The organism is Streptomyces sp. NPDC097107, from assembly GCF_044762405.1.
Classification (GTDB): Bacteria; Actinomycetota; Actinomycetes; order Streptomycetales; family Streptomycetaceae; genus Streptomyces; species Streptomyces thinghirensis.
Genome location: NZ_JBIWEF010000003.1, coordinates 220,630 through 236,823, shown reverse-complemented (window position 1 = coordinate 236,823; position 16,194 = coordinate 220,630). Strand labels below are relative to the sequence as shown.

General features: G+C 72.8%; 16 protein-coding genes and 2 pseudogenes. 3 read left to right on the top strand and 15 right to left on the bottom strand.

Going from position 1 to position 16,194, the window contains the following annotated elements; genetic code table 11:
- Window positions 1–225: 225 nt before the first annotated feature.
- The 3 genes from ACIQ1J_RS08210 (at window position 226) to ACIQ1J_RS08200 (ending at window position 2,213) form a co-directional block, all read left to right on the top strand.
- The gene (locus tag ACIQ1J_RS08210; protein WP_403555174.1) at window positions 226–891 is read left to right on the top strand and encodes a fascin domain-containing protein; all 666 of its coding nucleotides are present in this window, start codon (window positions 226–228) and stop codon (window positions 889–891) included.
- 230 nt (window positions 892–1,121) lie between these two features.
- Window positions 1,122–1,703 carry a class I SAM-dependent methyltransferase gene (locus tag ACIQ1J_RS08205; protein ID WP_403555172.1) on the top strand — a complete coding sequence of 194 codons (582 nt, stop codon included), beginning with the start codon at window positions 1,122–1,124 and terminating at the stop codon, window positions 1,701–1,703.
- A 114-nt stretch (window positions 1,704–1,817) separates the two neighbouring features.
- Window positions 1,818–2,213, top strand: a complete 396-nt coding sequence (locus ACIQ1J_RS08200; RefSeq protein WP_403555170.1) for a hypothetical protein — start codon at window positions 1,818–1,820, stop codon at window positions 2,211–2,213.
- Window positions 2,214–2,391: 178 nt separating this feature from the next.
- Here the strand turns inward: ACIQ1J_RS08200 and ACIQ1J_RS08195 are convergent, their stop codons facing one another.
- From ACIQ1J_RS08195 to ACIQ1J_RS08125, 15 genes and pseudogenes are all read right to left on the bottom strand, one after another.
- Complete coding sequence (locus tag ACIQ1J_RS08195; RefSeq protein WP_403555168.1) at window positions 2,392–3,069, bottom strand: response regulator; 678 nt, start codon at window positions 3,067–3,069, stop codon at window positions 2,392–2,394.
- Window positions 3,070–4,248: a sensor histidine kinase gene (locus ACIQ1J_RS08190; RefSeq protein ID WP_403555805.1), complete on the bottom strand. Its 1,179-nt coding sequence runs from the start codon at window positions 4,246–4,248 to the stop codon at window positions 3,070–3,072.
- A 292-nt stretch (window positions 4,249–4,540) separates the two neighbouring features.
- A pseudogene (locus ACIQ1J_RS08185) lies at window positions 4,541–4,807 on the bottom strand (acyl-CoA dehydrogenase family protein); the annotation flags it as partial.
- A gap of 61 nt (window positions 4,808–4,868) precedes the next feature.
- A pseudogene (locus ACIQ1J_RS08180) lies at window positions 4,869–5,021 on the bottom strand (acyl-CoA dehydrogenase); the annotation flags it as partial.
- Window positions 5,022–5,083: 62 nt separating this feature from the next.
- On the bottom strand, window positions 5,084–6,340 hold the full coding sequence (locus ACIQ1J_RS08175; RefSeq protein ID WP_403555166.1) for a lytic murein transglycosylase: 1,257 nt from the start codon (window positions 6,338–6,340) through the stop codon (window positions 5,084–5,086).
- A 37-nt stretch (window positions 6,341–6,377) separates the two neighbouring features.
- The gene (locus ACIQ1J_RS08170; RefSeq protein ID WP_403555164.1) at window positions 6,378–7,220 is read right to left on the bottom strand and encodes a hypothetical protein; all 843 of its coding nucleotides are present in this window, start codon (window positions 7,218–7,220) and stop codon (window positions 6,378–6,380) included.
- Window positions 7,221–7,246: 26 nt separating this feature from the next.
- On the bottom strand, window positions 7,247–7,867 hold the full coding sequence (locus ACIQ1J_RS08165) for a nuclear transport factor 2 family protein (protein ID WP_403555162.1): 621 nt from the start codon (window positions 7,865–7,867) through the stop codon (window positions 7,247–7,249).
- Entirely contained in the window at window positions 7,822–8,598 is a 777-nt protein-coding gene (locus tag ACIQ1J_RS08160; protein ID WP_403555160.1) for a hypothetical protein, read from the bottom strand. Before ACIQ1J_RS08160 ends, ACIQ1J_RS08165 begins: the two co-directional genes overlap by 46 nt.
- On the bottom strand, window positions 8,595–9,113 hold the full coding sequence (locus ACIQ1J_RS08155; protein WP_403555158.1) for a hypothetical protein: 519 nt from the start codon (window positions 9,111–9,113) through the stop codon (window positions 8,595–8,597). Before ACIQ1J_RS08155 ends, ACIQ1J_RS08160 begins: the two co-directional genes overlap by 4 nt.
- Window positions 9,110–10,399 carry an MCE family protein gene (locus ACIQ1J_RS08150; RefSeq protein WP_403555156.1) on the bottom strand — a complete coding sequence of 430 codons (1,290 nt, stop codon included), beginning with the start codon at window positions 10,397–10,399 and terminating at the stop codon, window positions 9,110–9,112. Before ACIQ1J_RS08150 ends, ACIQ1J_RS08155 begins: the two co-directional genes overlap by 4 nt.
- Entirely contained in the window at window positions 10,396–11,658 is a 1,263-nt protein-coding gene (locus ACIQ1J_RS08145) for an MCE family protein (RefSeq protein ID WP_403555803.1), read from the bottom strand. The genes ACIQ1J_RS08150 and ACIQ1J_RS08145 overlap by 4 nt, the downstream gene beginning before the upstream one ends.
- A 104-nt stretch (window positions 11,659–11,762) precedes the next feature.
- A complete protein-coding gene (locus ACIQ1J_RS08140) occupies window positions 11,763–12,782 on the bottom strand; it encodes an MCE family protein (protein ID WP_403555154.1) in 1,020 nt (339 codons plus the stop codon).
- Window positions 12,782–13,879, bottom strand: a complete 1,098-nt coding sequence (locus ACIQ1J_RS08135) for an MCE family protein (RefSeq protein WP_403555152.1) — start codon at window positions 13,877–13,879, stop codon at window positions 12,782–12,784. The genes ACIQ1J_RS08140 and ACIQ1J_RS08135 overlap by 1 nt, the downstream gene beginning before the upstream one ends.
- Complete coding sequence (locus ACIQ1J_RS08130; RefSeq protein ID WP_403555150.1) at window positions 13,876–14,934, bottom strand: MCE family protein; 1,059 nt, start codon at window positions 14,932–14,934, stop codon at window positions 13,876–13,878. The genes ACIQ1J_RS08135 and ACIQ1J_RS08130 overlap by 4 nt, the downstream gene beginning before the upstream one ends.
- On the bottom strand, window positions 14,931–16,193 hold the full coding sequence (locus tag ACIQ1J_RS08125) for an MCE family protein (RefSeq protein WP_403555148.1): 1,263 nt from the start codon (window positions 16,191–16,193) through the stop codon (window positions 14,931–14,933). The genes ACIQ1J_RS08130 and ACIQ1J_RS08125 overlap by 4 nt, the downstream gene beginning before the upstream one ends.
- Window position 16,194 lies beyond the last annotated feature (1 nt).

Here is a 16,194-nt window from a genome sequence, read left to right as displayed (position 1 = left end):
CCGAGTTGGCGCAGCGGCTGCGACGTGCCCGGGGAGGGGCACCGATCGCAGTTGTCGGGGGTGCGGAGAAACGCGGGGGAACGGCGGGTGCTGTTCCTTCCTCGACATCTCGAATATCGCTCATATGGCGAATATCTCGAGAAGTCGACCGGACCCGTGGCGGGCCCATTGTCGCGTCACCCCCGGAATTCGTTCGACGAGAGCTGAGGAATTCCCGTGAGACGCATGACCTCCGTACTTCTTTCCCTGAGCGCCCTGCTGGCGACCTCCGCCCTGGCCGCTCCCGCGGCCGTGGCCGACCCCGGGGCCGACCGACCGGCCGCCGTGCCCGCCGGTTGGGAGGCGGTGGACGCGAGCGATCTGGCGCGGATCACCGCGGAGACGGGCGCCCGGAAGGCGCCGCTCGCCGCCGGCGACGGCGCCCTCGCCGCGGAGGCGGAGCCGGAGCTGCTGGCCATGCAGTCGGCCCGCAACGGCAGGTTCGTGGCCACCGAGGTGGACTACGCCGCTCCGAACACCGGTGCCCTGCGGGCTCGTTCGGCCGAGTTCGGCGGCTCCTGGGAGAGCTTCGCCTTCGAGTGGGACGAGGCCACCCAGACGTACGCCCTGAAGTCCCTGGCGAACAACCGCTACGTGGCGGTGGAGAAGAACTACACCGGCAGCGCGCAGAACGTGCTGCGTGCCCGCTCCACGAGCGTGGGCGGCTGGGAGCGGTTCGTCGTGTACTACAGCGAGGGCCTGGACCGCTGGGCGCTCCGGTCCACGCTGAACGGACTCTTCGTCACGATGGAGAACGGCTACACCGGATCGCTCCAGTACGCGCTGCGCGCCCGCTCCACCGACATCACCGGCTCCTGGGAGGAGTTCGTCCTGTACGACCTCGGCGCCTGACGCCCGTGCTGCCGAACCACCGGTGCCCGCGGGGAACTTGGTCACCGGTGGTTCGCCGCGCCACGTCGCACCGGTATTCCTGGCGCCGCGACAGCACCTTGTGGATCGGCGAGACCGGCGTGACACTGGACGTTCTCCCGATCGCCCTGTCCACCGCTTCGAACCGTCCGTGAACCGCCCAGAGCGGAGGAGCCCGTGCCGGTGTGCGACGACGACAAGGCCCCTGCCGGATGAGCCCGACCCGAGCGCCGTATGCGGCCCGGGGTGCCGCTTCCTACTGGGAGCCGGTGTGGCGGCGGGGCAGCCGCTACCGTGCCATCGACAGGGCCGAGACCGAGGCGCTGGGCCGGCACCTGGGTACCGGCCGCGGCCGTCTCGCGCTGGACATCGGCTGCGGCGAGGGCGCGCTCACCGCGCACCTCGCCGAACTGGGCTACCGCGCAGCAGGCGTCGATTGCTCCCCCACCGCCGTGGCCGCCGCCCGCGTTCGGCATCCCGGCGCCGACATCCGGGTCTTCGACTTCGGCGCCGACGACGCCGCCCGGCTCCCCCACCCCGCTTTCGCCGTCATCACCTGCCGTCTCGTCTACCGGTGGGCCGCCGACAAACCCGGCTTCCTGTCCCGCGTACGCGCCCTCCTCGCGCCCGGCGGTGTCTTCTGGGTGGTCACCTCCGTACACGACCCCTCCCGGGAAACCCCCAGGCCCTGGGACCGCGATGCCTGCGACGTGGAGCTTCTCACCACCGGCTGGTCGAAGGTCCATGTCCACGAACTCGACCCGTACCTCCACTGCTACGGCCTGCGTCCCTGACTCCGTCCGTACGATCGGCGGCTGAGAGACGCCACTGGTCGAGCACTGCACGTTTTGTCTCCTTTCTCCTGGTGACCCGTTCGGAGTACACCCACGTGCGACGAGGTGAGAACCATGCTGGTGCTGGGTCTCCTGCTCATGGCGGGTGCCGCCGCCTTCGCGGGGCTTCTGATCGCGGACAATCTGTCCGGCGGTCCGGACTACACGGTGTCTCTGCTGGGGAGCGATCCCTTCACGATCAGCACGCTCGGGGCGTTCCTCGGCGGTATAGCGCTGACCCTGATCTTCGGCCTGGGGCTGTGGATGCTGCTGGCCGGAACAGTGCTGGCGCGCCACCGCAGCAAGAAGCGCCGCAGGGACCGTGACGCCGCCACGCGGGCCGCCGCGGAGCGCGACGAACTGGCCGGCCGGATGGCAGGCGAAGGCGGCAGCGGCACGGTCGGCGAGCCGGCCGGACATCGTCGTCCGACCACCCACCGGCCGCAGTGGCTCCGGCCCCACGGCCACTGACCGGGGCGGATGCGACCGACGCCTCCTTCGGCGGGCGACGCTGGGCTGGACCTCGCTGCGGGCTGGGCTCAAGGCCGGGCTGCACGTCTCCGTACGCCGCCGCCCGGGTCATCGAGATCGTGCGCCGGCGGCACGCCGGGAGAGGGCGGGTCAGCGCGTTGCGCGCGCGCCGGGCCGGTCACCCCTCTGCGTCGCGGACCAGGAGTGCGATCTGTACGCGGTTCTCGACCGCCAGCTTGGCGAACAGGTTGCCTGTGTGTGCCTTGACGGTCGCGATGCTGATGCGCAGCTTCCGGGCGATCTCCGGGTTGCCCAGTCCGTCCGCGATGGCCCGAGCGGTTTCGAGTTCTCGTTCGGTCAGTGTGGACAGCTGCTTCCGAGCGGCTTCGCGGGACGACGTGCGAGCGTGAGAGGACTGCGGGCCGGTGGCCGCGGCGATCACCCGTGCCGTGGCCGCCGGGGACAGCACGGGGTAGCCCTCCGCGACGGCGCGCACCGCGTCGAGGATCTGCGACGGCTGGGTGTCTTTGAGGACGAACCCGAGTGCTCCGGCGCGCAGTGCGCCGAGTACCAGGTCGTCGGAGTCGAACGTGGTCAGCATGAGCACCCGGGGCGGCGCCGGTCGGGCGACGAGTTCCCGGGTCGCGCTGAGACCGTCCCGCCCGGGCATCCGGACGTCCATCAGCACGACGTCCGGCCGCTGCTCGTCCACCACGGTGATCGCGGCGCTTCCGTCGGCCGCCTCCGCGACGACGGTCAGGTCCGGTTCACCGTCGATGACGAGCCTCAGAGCCATGCGCACCAGCTGTTCGTCGTCGACGATGACGACACGCACCGGTTCCCGCTCGCTGTCCACTCATGTTCTCTTTCCGTGGGTGGCGTTCGGCCAGGGTAGTCGTGCGGTGAGGATGTAGCCGTTGTCGGGTGTGGGGTGGTGGTCGAGTTCTCCGCCGACGAGGTCGACGCGTTCGGTGAGACCGAGCAGGCCGAATCCCGATGCCGGTGGCTGTGCGGACCCGGTGCCGGCTGGGGAGTTTCGGACGCCGACGTCGAGTCGGCCGCCCGCTGATCCTTCGAGCGTGATGTGTATGTGTGCGCCCGGGGCGTGTTTGGCGGCGTTGGTCAGCCCCTCCTGGACGACCCGGTAGCAGGTGCGTCCGACGGCGTCGGACGGCGATCCCGTCACCGTGGTGGTGAGCGTCACGTCCAGTCCGGACGTGCGGGCGTCGGCCACCAGGCCGGGAATTGCCTCGAAGGAGGGCTGTGGCGCTTCCGGGTGGCCCGGGCCGGCCCGGAGCACGCCCAGGACGTCCCGTAGTTCTTCCAGGGCCTGGTGCGAGCCCTCGGCGATGCCGCGGACCAGCACGCGGCTTTCCTCGGCTCCGAGGTCGCCGCGGTGATCCAGCACTCCGGCCTGCATGGCGACCAGCGAGATCCGGTGCGCGAGCACGTCGTGCATCTCGCGGGCGATCCGGTTGCGTTCCAGGGCCCGCGCCTGCGCCGCTCGCGCGGTCTGTTCCCGTTCCGCGCTCTCCGCCCGGTCCCGCAAGGAGCGTACTTCGACACGCCGCGCCCCGATGGCCATGCCCACGGCCACCGCGATGCCCGCGGTCAGTGCCGGGAAGGCGAGTTGGAGCCACCACGAGACGGGCGGACTCTGGACCGGGTAGAACCCGGCAGCGAACTGTGAGGCGGTCACGTAGGCGAGCACGACGATCCCGATCTCCACCGGGCGACGACGGGCGGAGACGGATCCCAGCGCCACGAGCGCGGCGCCGGTGGCGAGTGCCGACGCGGCCGAGGCGATCGCGACCGTCAGAGCGACGGCGAGCGGGAACCGCCGCCGCCACCAGAGCGCCGTCAGGCAGCCGAGGGCCACCAGCGGGTCACCGGCGAGGAACCAGGTGCCCGTTCCGGCCGCCTGCCCCCGCGCCAGCAGCACACCGGTGGAGAGCCAGGCCGGTACGCCCATTGCCGCGGCCGCCGCCAGCCGCCAGGTCTGCTGCCACCACCCGAGCCGTGGCGCGACGTCCATGTTCACCTGGTCATTATCGCGAAACGGTCCCGCCGCTGAGTCAGCCCCGGGGCTGCCAGGGCGTGCATCAGCCCCGGCAGCCCCGGGGCTGCCGGGGCTGCCGGGGCTGCCGGGGCTGATGCACGCCCTGGACCTAAGTCGCCGCAGGAGATACAGAAGCGGATCCTGGTCTTGCCCTCGTGCCTCTCCGTCATGATCTCTTCCGGTCGTCGTGAACGCCTGTGGATACCCCTGTGCGCGCACCCGGCAGGTCCTGTTGGATGCCGGGGCCCCGCTGAACGCCTTGGGAAGGTCAGACGAAGGCGCTCTCCCCGGTGATCGCCTTGCCGACGATCAGGGTGTTCATCTCCCGGGTGCCCTCGAAGGAGTAGATCGCCTCCGCGTCGGCGAAGAAGCGGGCGACATCGTGGTCCAGGACGATGCCGTTGCCGCCGAAGATCTCCCGGGCCCAGGCCACGACCTCCCGCATACGAGCGGTGACGTGTGCCTTGGCCAGCGACGAGTGCTCGTCCCGGAAGACACCGGCGTCCTGCATCCGGGCCAGCTGGAGCAGCATCCCCCTCGTACGGCAGGCCGACCAGCCCGCTCTCCCCGAAGCGGGCGATCAGCTCCATGGGGAAGGTGCCGTCGGCCCAGTGTTCGGTCACCAGGGGCCGGACCTCGTCGCGGATGAACTCCCGGGTCCTCGCGAGGATCTTGCGGTCCTCCTCGGAGAGAGCGCTCTCGAAGTCGTAGAGGTCGGCGGCATTCTGCTGTTCCTCGTGTGACGTCATGCGGCCCTTCTTCCACGGTTGGGCCGTGCGATGCGTGCGTCACGCGGAGGGTGCGGACCCGTTCAGGCCGGGCAGGCCGGCTCCGGTCCGGGCGCCTCCGGGTCCGGGCTGGGAGAGGCGCCGGTGTCCGGGGCAGGGCGCGCCGCGTCCGTGGGGCACTCCTGCGGTGTGGACGGGTCGGGGGTCGGGGTGGGTGAGCCGGTGGGGGTCGGGGTGGGCGAGGGGTCCGGTGTCGGGGAGTTGGTCGGGGACGGGTCGGGGGACGGGGAGGGGACGGGCTTCGTCGCGGACGGGGACGGCCGCGGGGAGGACGAGGGCGGATCCGTGCGGGAGGGGGACGGCTCGGGAGTGCCGGGGTCGGGGCCGATGATGATGTCGTCCCCGTCGCCGCCTCCGCCCCCGCGTCCGTCCTTGCCGTCGGCGCCCCCGCGCTCGTCCTTGTCGACCGGCTCCGTCGCCGGAGTGGCGCCGCCGGCGCCGGGAGACTGCGGGACGACGCCCTTGCCGTCGGGGACGGTGTGCACGCCCCCGCGGTAGAAGTCCAGCCAGTGACGGACCAGTGCGAGGTAGGAACGGGAGTGGTTGTAGCTGAGGACCGCCCGGTCGAGGTCGGCGGCCCGGCGCAGGTCGCGGTCTCCGGCGCACAGGTAGTGCCCGGCGGCCAGGGCCGCGTCGAAGATGTTGTTGGGGTCGTCGCGGCCGTCGCCGTTCCCGTCCGCGCCCCAGCGCGCCCACGTCGACGGCAGGAACTGCATCGGCCCCACCGCCCGGTCGTACACCGTGTCACCGTCGTGGACCCCGCCGTCGCTGTCCAGGATCAGGGCGAAGTCGCCGCCGTCGAGGGCCGGGCCGGTGATCCGGCCGCGCGTGGTGCCGTGCCGGTCCACCGCGCCGCCGCGTGCCTGCCCGGACTCCACCTTGCCGATGGCCGCGAGCAGTTCCCAGGGCAGCGCGCAGCCCGGGTCCGTGCGGCCGACGGACTTCTCCGCGGCGCGGTAGGCGCGCAGCACGGTTCCCGGGATGCCGGACTCGGCACGCGTGCGGGCGGCCTGGCCGGCGCGCGGCGGGACGTTCGGGGTGACCAGCGGCGGCAGTTCGGTGTGGTAGGAACCGTCGTCTGGCGGGGCCAGCTCGGCGTAGGGGAGGTCCGTGGCCGGGGCGGCGGAGCGGGCCTCGGAGGCCGGACGGGCGTTCTCCTCCCGGGGGAGTCCGGGGGCTTGGGAGGCGGTCAGTGCCGCCACCGCGGTCACGGCGGCGGCGGTGGCCCGAAGACCCTGCCGGGTCCGGGCGGGTACGCGGCGGTCGCGCGTTTCGGGCATGGTCTGTCACTCCCTGCTGGTGAGGCGCGTACGGGGTTCAGCGGCCGAAGGTGTCGATGCCCGAGACGAGCCACCGACCGTCGCGTCGCTGGACGTCGACGGCGAACATCGCCCCGGCGTAGGTGCCGTCGTCCTCGGCCTTCTTGCCGCCCGCGGTGCTGACGCTGCTCTGGTCGGCGTAGACCAGGACACGGGCCCGGTCGCCGTCGATGCGCTCGACCGCGCTGTCGGTGACCGTCGTGGTGATCACCACCTTCTGTTGGTCGGCCTGGGTGCGGACGTCGCCGAACAGGTCCCGGTGCTGGGTGACGGCGCGGCCCGTCAGCCATTCCTTCGCGGCCTTGTCGAGGCCGTCGGGGTCGGCGTGGTCGTACGAGAAGAGCGCGGCGACGGCCTTGGCCGACTGCCCCTTGATCTCGCTGGTGCGGGCGGTGTCGGACAGGGCGGTGTTGCGGGCGGCCGGGGTGTCGCGCAGGGCCTCCGCCCGGGAGTGCGCCCAGCCGGCGAAGCCGCCGAGGACCAGTGTCAGCAGGCAGAGGACGAGGAGCGCGGTGCGGTGGCGGTGCGGGGCGGACGGGCGCAGGGGCGGCGCGTCCTTCGCGTCGGGTGCGTCCTGCGCTTCCGACGTGTGCGGGGCGTCCGGTGGGTCCGCGGCCCTGCCCCGAGCGTCCGGGGGCTTGCGGGTGGTGGTGACGGAGGCACCGGCACGCGCCGGGCGTGGCCGGTCGAGCAGGGAGCCGCGCTCATCGACGGATTCGGCGCCGGCCGGGGGGCGGGGGGTCCCGCGCTCCTGGGGCTCGTGCGTGCCCCCCGGGGTGCGCAGTGCCTCGCGGGCCTGGCGACGGCGGAGGTTGTTCAGGTGGTGCCGGGTCGTCGGCATGGTGGGTCGTCCTCTCCTCCGGCCGGTCAGCCGGCCGGTGTACCGCCGACGGGGGCCTGACCCAGGGCGCTGAGCTTCCAGCCGCCACCGGTGCGGGTCAGTTCACCGAGCATGCGGCTGTCCTTGTCGGTGCTCGCGTCGCCCGGCGCCTTCACCGTCACCCGCAGGGCGACCAGGACCCGGGCGCGGCCGGCGCGGTCGTCGAGCTCGGTCAGGGCACCGGACAGCACCCGTGCCGTGGTGACCGTCTTGGCGCCCTTCACCTGCGTGGTGAACTCCTCGCGCCCGCCGACCAGTTGTTCGTGCAGGTCTCCGGTGGTCGAGGACTCCCAGAGGTCCAGTCCCTGGTCCAGCTTGCGGTGGTCCAGGGTGTTCAGGTTCTGCACGGCCTGCTCCCCGGCCGCGAGCGCCTCGTCACGCTGCACGGCGTAGGCCGTCGTGTCGTCGTGGGCCGTCTCGTACCAGTCCCAGCCCGTCCACGCCGCGAAGCCCCCCGCCACCAGGGTGAGGACGAGGGCGAGGACCGTGACCGACCTCCCCCCGAGCCGGTCCTGTGATGCGGCCGCGCGCTGCACGAGTGCCCCCCTCCGCCGCTCCGGCTTCAGTGGGTCCTGATGTCGACGATCCGCCACTGGTCCTCCTCCCATCGCGCGGTGACCGTGAGTTGAGCCGCCGCGGAGGTGGTGCCGTCCTTGCCGCGGTGGGATATCTGGTCGAGGAAGACCAGGAGCCGCGCCCGGTCGCCGTCGAGTTCGATCACTCCGGTGCGTACGGGCTGGGTGCTCAGGGTGACGCGCTGCTCGGCGAGGTCGGCGCGGATCCGCTCCATCAGCTCGGCGTACTGCCGGGCCGCCCGTCCGCCGAGGACGCTGCGTGCGGAACGCTCGGTGGCCTCGACCCCCTCCGGCGTGTACGAGAAGACGCGGGCGAGGGCGTTGCCCACGTCTCCGGCCACCCGCGTGCTCGCCGCGGTGTCGGTCAGCGCCGCGTTCCCGGCCGACGGGGTGGACCGGAGCTGGTGCGCCCCGTGGAAGAATCCGCAGCCGGCGAGGACGAGGGCGACGGCGCCCACCGCGGGTGCGGCCCTGCGGAGCCGGCCCCACCGAGGGCTACGGCGTCCCGTGGGCGGCGCCTCGATGTCCTCGTCCCGTACGGCGACCGTGCCGTCCCCGGTGTCTTCGGCGTCTTCGGCGTCCCGGTCCTGCTCGGCCACCGTGCCGGCCCCGGCCTTCGCCACGTCCCGGTCCTGCTCGGCCACCGTGCCGCCGTTGGACCGCTCGCCCGCGTTCCCGGGGGCCGCGTCCGTCCCCCTGCGGGGTGATGAGGGCTCGCCGGCCGCGGAGTCCCGCGCCCGCCTGATGTGCAGCAGCCGTGTCATCGGCCGTCGTCCTCCTCAGCCGTCCGCGCGAGCGGTACCGCGCTCAGTGCCTTGACCTTCCACTCACCCGGGCCCGTGCGGGCCAGCACCGCTTCCAGGCGTTTGCGGTCCGTGGTCGCCCGCGCGGTTCCGGCGGGCGTGACCTCGACGCGCACCGTCGCGATGAGCTTGGCGGTGCCCGCCCGTGTGTCGAGGGCCGTGAGGGCCGCCTCCGTGACCGCGCCCCGGGCCGAGGCACCCTTCTCCGGGTTCGTGCGCCCGAGTTCGGCACGCAGTGGGCCGGTCGCGGCGGCGCGCCAGGCCCGGACGCCCTCCTGGGCGTGCTCCCGCGAGGAGGCGTCCAGCGTGTGGAGGACGGCGAGGCGCTCGCGTCCGTCGGCGAGCGCCTCGTCGCGTTCGCGACCGTAGGCGAGCGAGTCGTCACCGCGTGCCTGCGCGTAACTCCACGCGCCGGCGCCGCAGAAGGCCAGCGACAGTGCCAGGGCCGCGCCGCCGGCGATCCGGGCCCGGCTCACCGGCCGTCCTCCTCGCCCGCTCCGAGCAGCCCGGCCAGGTCGGGGGCCCCGGCTCCGCCCACGTCCGGCAGCGCGAGGGCGCCCGGCAGCGGCCCGGCGGCGGACGTGCCCGTGGACGCCGACGGTTGCGCGCTGCCGGAGGGCAGGGAGCCGGGCCTGGCGGGTTCGGGCACCGGGCCGCCGCGGGGGGCGTTGGCCGAACCGCGGACGTTGACGCCGCTGCCGGGCGGGGCGGTGCAGGATGCGCCGGTGTTGAGGGCGGGGGCCGTCCCCAGGTCCAGGCCGTTGCGGTAGCGGGTGCCGCCGTATCCGGCCGTGCACGGCAGGGGCTTGAAGAAGGTGACGGCCAGGCCCAGCTTCATCGTTCCTCCGTCGACGGCGGTGGCGCCGGCGGAGACGGCCGCCGGGTACTTGACGAGCAGTTCCTCGATGCCGCGCTGCCGGGTGACGGCCACCTCCGAGGTGGTCAGGAGGTTGGCGAGCACGACGCCGAGGCTGGGGTCGAGGTCCCTGAGGAGACCGCTGACCTGGGTCGCCGCTTCCGGGGTGACGGTGAGCAGGCGCCGCAGGTCCGCGTCGGAGCCCTTCAGCGCGCGGGCCAGCTCCGTCGCGCCGTCGGCGAAGCCGCGGATCGCCTCCGCCTCCTCGGCCTGGGTGCGCAGCACGGTCTCCCCGTCGGTGAGCAGGCGCGTGGTGGAGGGCAGTGCCCGGTCGGCGGCCTCGACGAAGGCGCTGCCGTTGTCCAGCAGCGCCTGGAGGTCGTCGCCGTGGCCCTCGAACGTCTTGCCGAACTCGTCGACGACCGTGCGCAGGTCCTCCAGCGGCACCGAGCGGGTGAGCGCGTCGACGCTGGTGAGGACGTCGGTGACGGGTGCGGGCACCTCCGTGTCGGGCAGCTCGATGCGGGTGCCGTCCGCCAGGTAGGGGCCCGAGTCGCTCTCGGGCCGCAGGTCGATGTACTGCTCGCCGACCGCGGAGAGCCCGGCCACGACGGCGCGGGTGTCGGCGGGGATGGAGGGGGCGGACTTCTTGATGCGCAGGTGGGCGACCACGCCGTCGGCGGTGAGGTCGATCGGCCCGACCCGGCCCACCGAGACACCCCGGTAGGTCACGTCGGAGTGGGTGAACAGGCCTCCGGTACGGGGCAGTTCGACGTCCACGGTGTAGTAGTCGGCGGCTCCGACGTACCGTCCGAGGTCCGCGTACCGGATGCCCACGAAGCCGAGGACGAGGACCGCGATGACCAGGAAGGCGAGGTTCTTCAGCCGGACGGCGAGGGTGATCATCCCTGGGCACCTCCGCCCGCCGGCGGGGTCGGCACGGAGGGCAGGGGCAGCGGGGCCGAGGGGGTGGGCCTCTCCCCGTCCCCGGACCCCGATCCGGTTCGGGTGCGGGCGTCCGCACCGGATCCGCTCCGGGTGCCCTGGCCGGCCGCGCCGTCCCGTCCGCTCTGCGCGGTGGCGGAGGGCGTCGGCGAGGGGGTGCTCCCGGGTACGAGCGGCGGGATGATCTCGGTGCCGGGGGCGGCCGTCATGTTCAGGTACACGTTGAGGTAGTCGCCCTTCACCCCGTTCAGCACCTCGTCGGTGAAGGGGTACGTCAGCAGCACCTCCAGGGAGTCGGGGAGGTCGGTGCCCGCGTCGGCGAGGGCCTTGAGGGTGGGCGCGATGGCTTTGAGGTCGGCGACCATGTCGTCCTTGCTCGCTTCTACGGTGGAGACGGCGACCCCGGAGAGCGTGTCCAGGGAGCGCAGCATGGTGAGCAGGGAGCCGCGCTGCTCGTGCAGGGTCTTCAGCCCGGGTGAGAGGTCGGTCAGGACGGTCCGCACGTCGTCCTTGCGGCCGGCGAGGGTGGAGGACAGGCGGTTGACGGCGTCCAGGGCGTCGGTGATGTCTCCCCGGTGGTCGTCGAGGTTGCCGACCAGCTTCTCGACGCGTTCGAGCATCGAGCGGACCTCGCCCTCGCGGCCGCCCAGGGCCTTGTTCAGCTCCTGGGTGATGGTCTTGAGCTGGTTGACGCCACCGCCGTTGAGGAGCAGGGACAGCGCGCCGAACACCTCCTCGACCTCGGTGTTGCGGCCGGTGCGCGCCAGCGGGATGACGGCGCCGTCGGTGAGCCGTCCCGCGGCGGCCGACGTGCCGGGCGCGCTGAGCTGGACGTACTTCTCGCCGAGCAGACTGGACTGTTCGAGGCGGGCCGTGGCGTCGGCCGGCAGCCGCACGTCTCCGTTGACCTCCATGGTGACGCGGGCCGACCAGGCGTCACCGTCGAGGCGGATGGCGGTGACCCGGCCGACCGCTACGTCGTTGACCTTGACCGCGGCCTGCGGCACGAGGCTGAGGACGTCGTCGAGTTCGGCGTTGACGGTGTACGGGTGGGAGCCGAGGTCGGCACCGCCCGGCAGGGGCAGGTCCTCGATGCCGCCGAAGCTCGGGGCCGTGGCGGAGAACGCGCCGAGGGTCAGGGCGAAGCCGAGTCCGAGGGCGAGGAGTCCGCCCAGTCCGGCGCCGACGGCCGTGGTGGTCGTGAGCGCTCCCCGTTTCACCGTGCCGTGGACCTCTACGCGGTCGGCCCGCTCGGTCTCCACCTGGTCCTCGTCCGGCGCCTGGACCGGGGCGGTCCCCCGGCCTCGGCGTCCCACGACGCGCTTCATCGCGCCCCCTCCCCCGAGGTCGCCGCGCCTCCGGTGACCGGCAGGGGCAGCAGGGGGCCGCCCATGCTGATCTCGTTGAGGTTGGCGCGGCCGTCGAGCATGCCGGTGCGGGTGTCGTAGGCGTTCACCACGTTGCCGGCGGCGAGCGGGGCGACGTCCAGGGCCTCGGCCAGGGACGCGCGCCGCCGGACGAGGGTCTCGGTGATCGGCACGAGCCTGTCGACGTTCTTCTTCAGCTCGCCCCGGTTGTCCTGGATGAAGGTCTTCACCTGGGCGAGGGCGGTGCCGAGTTCCTCCAGGGCGCCGGCCAGGTCGTCCTTGTTGTCGGCGAAGAAGCCCACGACCGTGTCCAGTCGCTCCTGGGCGGTGCGCACGTCGGTGTCCTTGTCCTTCAGCATGGTGGTGAAGGTCTGCAGGCTGCCCAGGGTGGCGAACAGGTCGTCGCTGGAGCCGTCGAGGGTCTTGGCGGCCTTGCCGAACTCCTCGATGCCGTCGCCGATGGCCTCGCCGTTGCCGTCGAGGTTGGCGGCGCCGGTCTTCAGCAGTTCGGACAGGGCGCCGGAGGAGTTGGCGCCCTCGGGCCCGAGGGCCTCGCTGAGGTCGGTGATGGACGCGTAGAGCTGGTCGATCTCGACGGGGGTGCGGTTGCGCGAGGCGGGCAGCACGGCGCCGTCGGTGAGGGCCCGTCCGGAGCGGTAGGCCGGGGTGAGCTGCACGTAGCGGTCGGCCACGACGCTGGGTGCGACGACCACGGCGCGGGCCGAGGCGGGGACCTGTACGCCGTCGTCGAGGGCGAGCCCGACCCGCACCCGGGTGCCCTGCGGCTCCACGGACTCCACCTCGCCGACGCGGACGCCGAGGATCCGCAGGTCGGAGCCGGCGTAGATGCCGACGGCGCGGTCGAAGTAGGCGGTGACGCGGGTGCCGTCGTCGTCGAGGGCGCGGACCGTGGCCAGGCCGGCGGCGACCACGGCGAGGGCGATCGCCGCCGACAGGAGTCTTCTGCGTCTGCTCATCACTCACCGCTCCCCGGGGCCGCCGCCTGCTGCTTCGGCGGCACGCACCCGTTCGTGGGCTGGGACTGTGCGGGCAGGTAGTCGCGGGGCACGACCCCGCAGAGGTAGCTGTCGAACCAGTGGCCGTTGCCCAGGGTGTTGCCGACCAGGCGGTAGTAGGGGCCGACCAGTGCGAGCGTCCGGTCCAGCTGCGTGCCGTTCTTCTCCAGGACGGTCGTGACGCGGCCGAGCGCCTTGAGGGTGGGCTCCAGTTGCTTGTCGTTGTCCTCGACCAGGCCGCCGAGTTCGGTGCCCAGGTCGCGGCTGCCGACGAGGAGGGCGTCGATGGCGTCCCGTCGGTCGCGCAGCTCGCCGAGGAGCGGTCCCGCGTCCTCGATGAGGGTCTCGAAGCTCGACTCCTTGTTCTCCAGTGTCTTGGTGAACCGGGCGCTGCCCTTGAGCAGTTCCGACAGTTCGCGGTCGCGCTTGGACACGGACTTCGACAGGTCGGACAGGCCGGTGGCCGCCTTGCGGACGTGCGGCGGCGACTTCTCGAAGGTCCTGGAGATGGTCTCGAAGCTCTCGGCGAGCCGCTGGGTGTCGATGGCGTCGACGGTGCCGCTCAGGTCCTGGAACGCCTGGGTGACGTCGTACGGGGAGGTGGTACGGGTCCGCGGGATGCGGTCGCCGGGGTCCTGGCGTCCCGAGCCGAGGGGGTCGAGGGCCAGGTACTTGTCGCCGAGCAGCGTCTTGATGGCGATGGCGGCGGTGGTGCGGTCGCCGATCCAGGCGTTCTCGACCTCGAAGGCCACCTTCACCCGGTCGCCGTCGAGGGCGACGGAGGTGACCTCGCCGACCTTGACTCCGGCGACGCGTACCTCGTCGCCGTCGTCGAGGCCGGCCGCCTCGGTGAAGTCGGCGGTGTAGGTGGTGCCGCCGGTCAGGGACAGCCGGTCGGCGTTGTAGGCGAAGACGGTGAGCAGCGCCAGCAGCAGCAGACCGACGACCGCCACGGTGACGGGGTTGCGGTCCTTGACCGGCTTCAGGCGGGGCGCGCGGGGGCGGCGGGGCGTGGCCCGGCTCCCGGCACCGCGGTCGGGGCGCGTCAGTGTGCTCATGCGCCGCACCTCGCTTCGGTGACCGCGATGCCGGTCGGCGCGTCCTCGCCGGTGGAGGTGGTCACGGGGCCCACACGCGCCTCGCACAGGTAGAGGTTGAACCAGGAGCCGTACGAGGACAGGCGGCCGAGCGCGGTCATCTTGGCGGGGGTCCGGGCGAGGAAGTCCTCGATCTGCGGGGTGGCGTCGCCGAGGTTGCCGGAGAGCCGGCCCAGTTCGCGGATGTCCTGCTTGAGCGGCGCCCGCCCTTCTTCGAGGAGGTCGGCGGTCACGGTGGTCAGGTCGCCCATGGCCGCGACGGCTTTGCCCAGGGGCTTGCGGTCGGCGCTGAAGCCGGAGACGAGCTTCTGGAGGGTGTCCACGAGGTCGTCGAAGTCGGCCTCGCGGTCGTTGAGGGTGGTCAGGACCGTGTTGAGGTTCTTCACCACCTCGCCGATGACCTTGTCCTTGGCGGCGACCGTCGTGCTGACGGAGCCGATGTGCCGGATGAGGCTGTCGACGGTGCCGCCCTCGCCCTGGAGGACCTGGACGATGGAGCCGGCCAGCTCGTTGACGTCCTTCGGGGACAGGCCCTCGAAGAGCGGCTTGAACCCGTTGAACAGCAGGGTCAGGTCGAGCGCGGGGGCGGTGCGGTCCAGCGGGATCGTGTCGCCGGCATCGAGCGTCCCGGTGAGGTCGCCGCTGTCCCGGTCGAGGGCGATGTAGCGCTGCCCGACCATGTTGAGGTACTTCACGGCGGCGGTCGTCGAGCGGGGCAGCGTGCGGTCGTCGCGGAGGCTGAAGGTGACCTGGGCGGTCCGCCGGCCGACGACGCGGACGTCGGTGACCTCGCCGACCTCGACGCCCGAGATGCGCACGCTGTCGCCGTCGGTGACGCCGGTGGCGTCGGTGAACAGCGCCCTGTAGGAGAGGCTGTCGTCGCCGACGCCGGTGCCGGAGACGCTCAGTCCGAGGACGGTCGTGGCCAGTGCCGTGACGACGAGGAAGGCGAGGGATTTCAGCAGCGGTCCGGTCAGTGGACGGCGCCGGGTGGGGGCGGAGGGGGCGGACGTCATCGCAGGGTCACCTCCGTGCCGCGCAGCGCCGGGCCCGCCAGGAGGCTGCTCCACTCGGGGAGGTCGGCGGGGGCCTTGCCGGTGGCGGGCGCGAGGAGTTCGTTGACGAGGTCGTTCTCCTGCGGGGAGTTGGCCGGACCGAGGCCCTGGCCGGCCGACGCGGGCACCTGTACGGCGGGTTTCGCGGCGACCCCGAGGTAGGGCACGGGATGGCAGCGGGGCCCGCCGCCGGAGTCGTAGGAAGGGGTGTCGCTGCCGGGCCGGTAGGCGCCGCGGGAGGTCACGGTGGTGACGTCGACCCGCAGGCCGGGCCGGTCGGTGCCCTTCCCGAGAGCCTTGTCCATGGCCGGGACGAAGTCGGCGAGGGTGCGCAGGGTGCAGGGGAAGGCGGAGGAGTACTCGGCGAGGAGTTCCAGGGTCGGCCGGGAGGAGGCGGAGAGCCGGATGATGTTGTCCCGGTTCTGCCGCAGGAAGGCGGTGACGTCCTCGGCCGTCGTGGTGGTGGCCCCGAGGGTGCCGGCCAGCTCGCTCTCCTTCTCGGCCAGGGTGCCGCTGGTGGTGGTGAAGTCGGTGAGGGCCGTGATGATGTCGGGCGCGGAGTCGGCGTACACGTGACTGACCTTCACCAGCTCTCTCAGGTCACGGTTGAGGGTGGGCAGTTGGGGGTTGAACTCCCGCAGGTGGGAGTCGAGGAGGCTGAGGGTCTCCCCGAGCCGGTCGCCGCGTCCCGCAAGGGCCTGGGAGACGGCGGAGAGGGTGGCGGAGAGCTTCTGCGGCTGCACCGCGGTGAGCATGGGCAGGACGCCGTCCAGCACCTGCTGGAGTTCCACGGCGCTCTCCGAGCGGTCCTGCGGGATGACGGCACCGGCGGTCAGCGGCTGCGGGGAGGGCGCGGCGGGGGGCACCAGGGCGACGAAGCGCTCGCCGAACAGGGTGGTCGGCAGCATCTGGGCGCGCACGTCGGCCGGGATGTCGTCGAGGGCCCCGGGCCGCAGGGCGAGGGTGAGCCGGGCGCCGTCGTCGGTGGCGTCGATCTCGCGGACCTCGCCGACGACGACGCCGCGCAGCTTCACCTCGGCGCCCAGGTGCATCTCGTTGCCGACACTCGCCGCCTCCACGACCACCGGGTCGGAGTCCGTGAACTTCTTCTCGTAGACGGCGATGGCGAGCCACACCAGGAGGGCGGGGACCACCAGGAACACCACGCCCGCGAGGCGGCGGCGCGCGGTCGCGCCCCGTGCCGTGTTCACTGCGGTCATC

What these genes read in the sequence shown, in the direction of transcription:
- ACIQ1J_RS08210 (WP_403555174.1), top strand. Translation starts at nt 226, where the DNA reads ATGACCTCCGTACTTCTTTCCCTGAGCGCCCTGCTGGCGACCTCCGCC.
- ACIQ1J_RS08205 (WP_403555172.1), top strand. Translation starts at nt 1,122, where the DNA reads ATGAGCCCGACCCGAGCGCCGTATGCGGCCCGGGGTGCCGCTTCCTAC.
- ACIQ1J_RS08200 (WP_403555170.1), top strand. Translation starts at nt 1,818, where the DNA reads ATGCTGGTGCTGGGTCTCCTGCTCATGGCGGGTGCCGCCGCCTTCGCG.
- ACIQ1J_RS08190 (WP_403555805.1), bottom strand. Translation starts at nt 4,248, where the DNA reads ATGGACGTCGCGCCACGGCTCGGGTGGTGGCAGCAGACCTGGCGGCTG.
- ACIQ1J_RS08175 (WP_403555166.1), bottom strand. Translation starts at nt 6,340, where the DNA reads ATGCCCGAAACGCGCGACCGCCGCGTACCCGCCCGGACCCGGCAGGGT.
- ACIQ1J_RS08170 (WP_403555164.1), bottom strand. Translation starts at nt 7,220, where the DNA reads ATGCCGACGACCCGGCACCACCTGAACAACCTCCGCCGTCGCCAGGCC.
- ACIQ1J_RS08165 (WP_403555162.1), bottom strand. Translation starts at nt 7,867, where the DNA reads ATGGGAGGAGGACCAGTGGCGGATCGTCGACATCAGGACCCACTGAAG.
- ACIQ1J_RS08160 (WP_403555160.1), bottom strand. Translation starts at nt 8,598, where the DNA reads ATGACACGGCTGCTGCACATCAGGCGGGCGCGGGACTCCGCGGCCGGC.
- ACIQ1J_RS08150 (WP_403555156.1), bottom strand. Translation starts at nt 10,399, where the DNA reads ATGATCACCCTCGCCGTCCGGCTGAAGAACCTCGCCTTCCTGGTCATC.
- ACIQ1J_RS08140 (WP_403555154.1), bottom strand. Translation starts at nt 12,782, where the DNA reads ATGAGCAGACGCAGAAGACTCCTGTCGGCGGCGATCGCCCTCGCCGTG.
- ACIQ1J_RS08135 (WP_403555152.1), bottom strand. Translation starts at nt 13,879, where the DNA reads ATGAGCACACTGACGCGCCCCGACCGCGGTGCCGGGAGCCGGGCCACG.
- ACIQ1J_RS08130 (WP_403555150.1), bottom strand. Translation starts at nt 14,934, where the DNA reads ATGACGTCCGCCCCCTCCGCCCCCACCCGGCGCCGTCCACTGACCGGA.
- ACIQ1J_RS08125 (WP_403555148.1), bottom strand. Translation starts at nt 16,193, where the DNA reads ATGACCGCAGTGAACACGGCACGGGGCGCGACCGCGCGCCGCCGCCTC.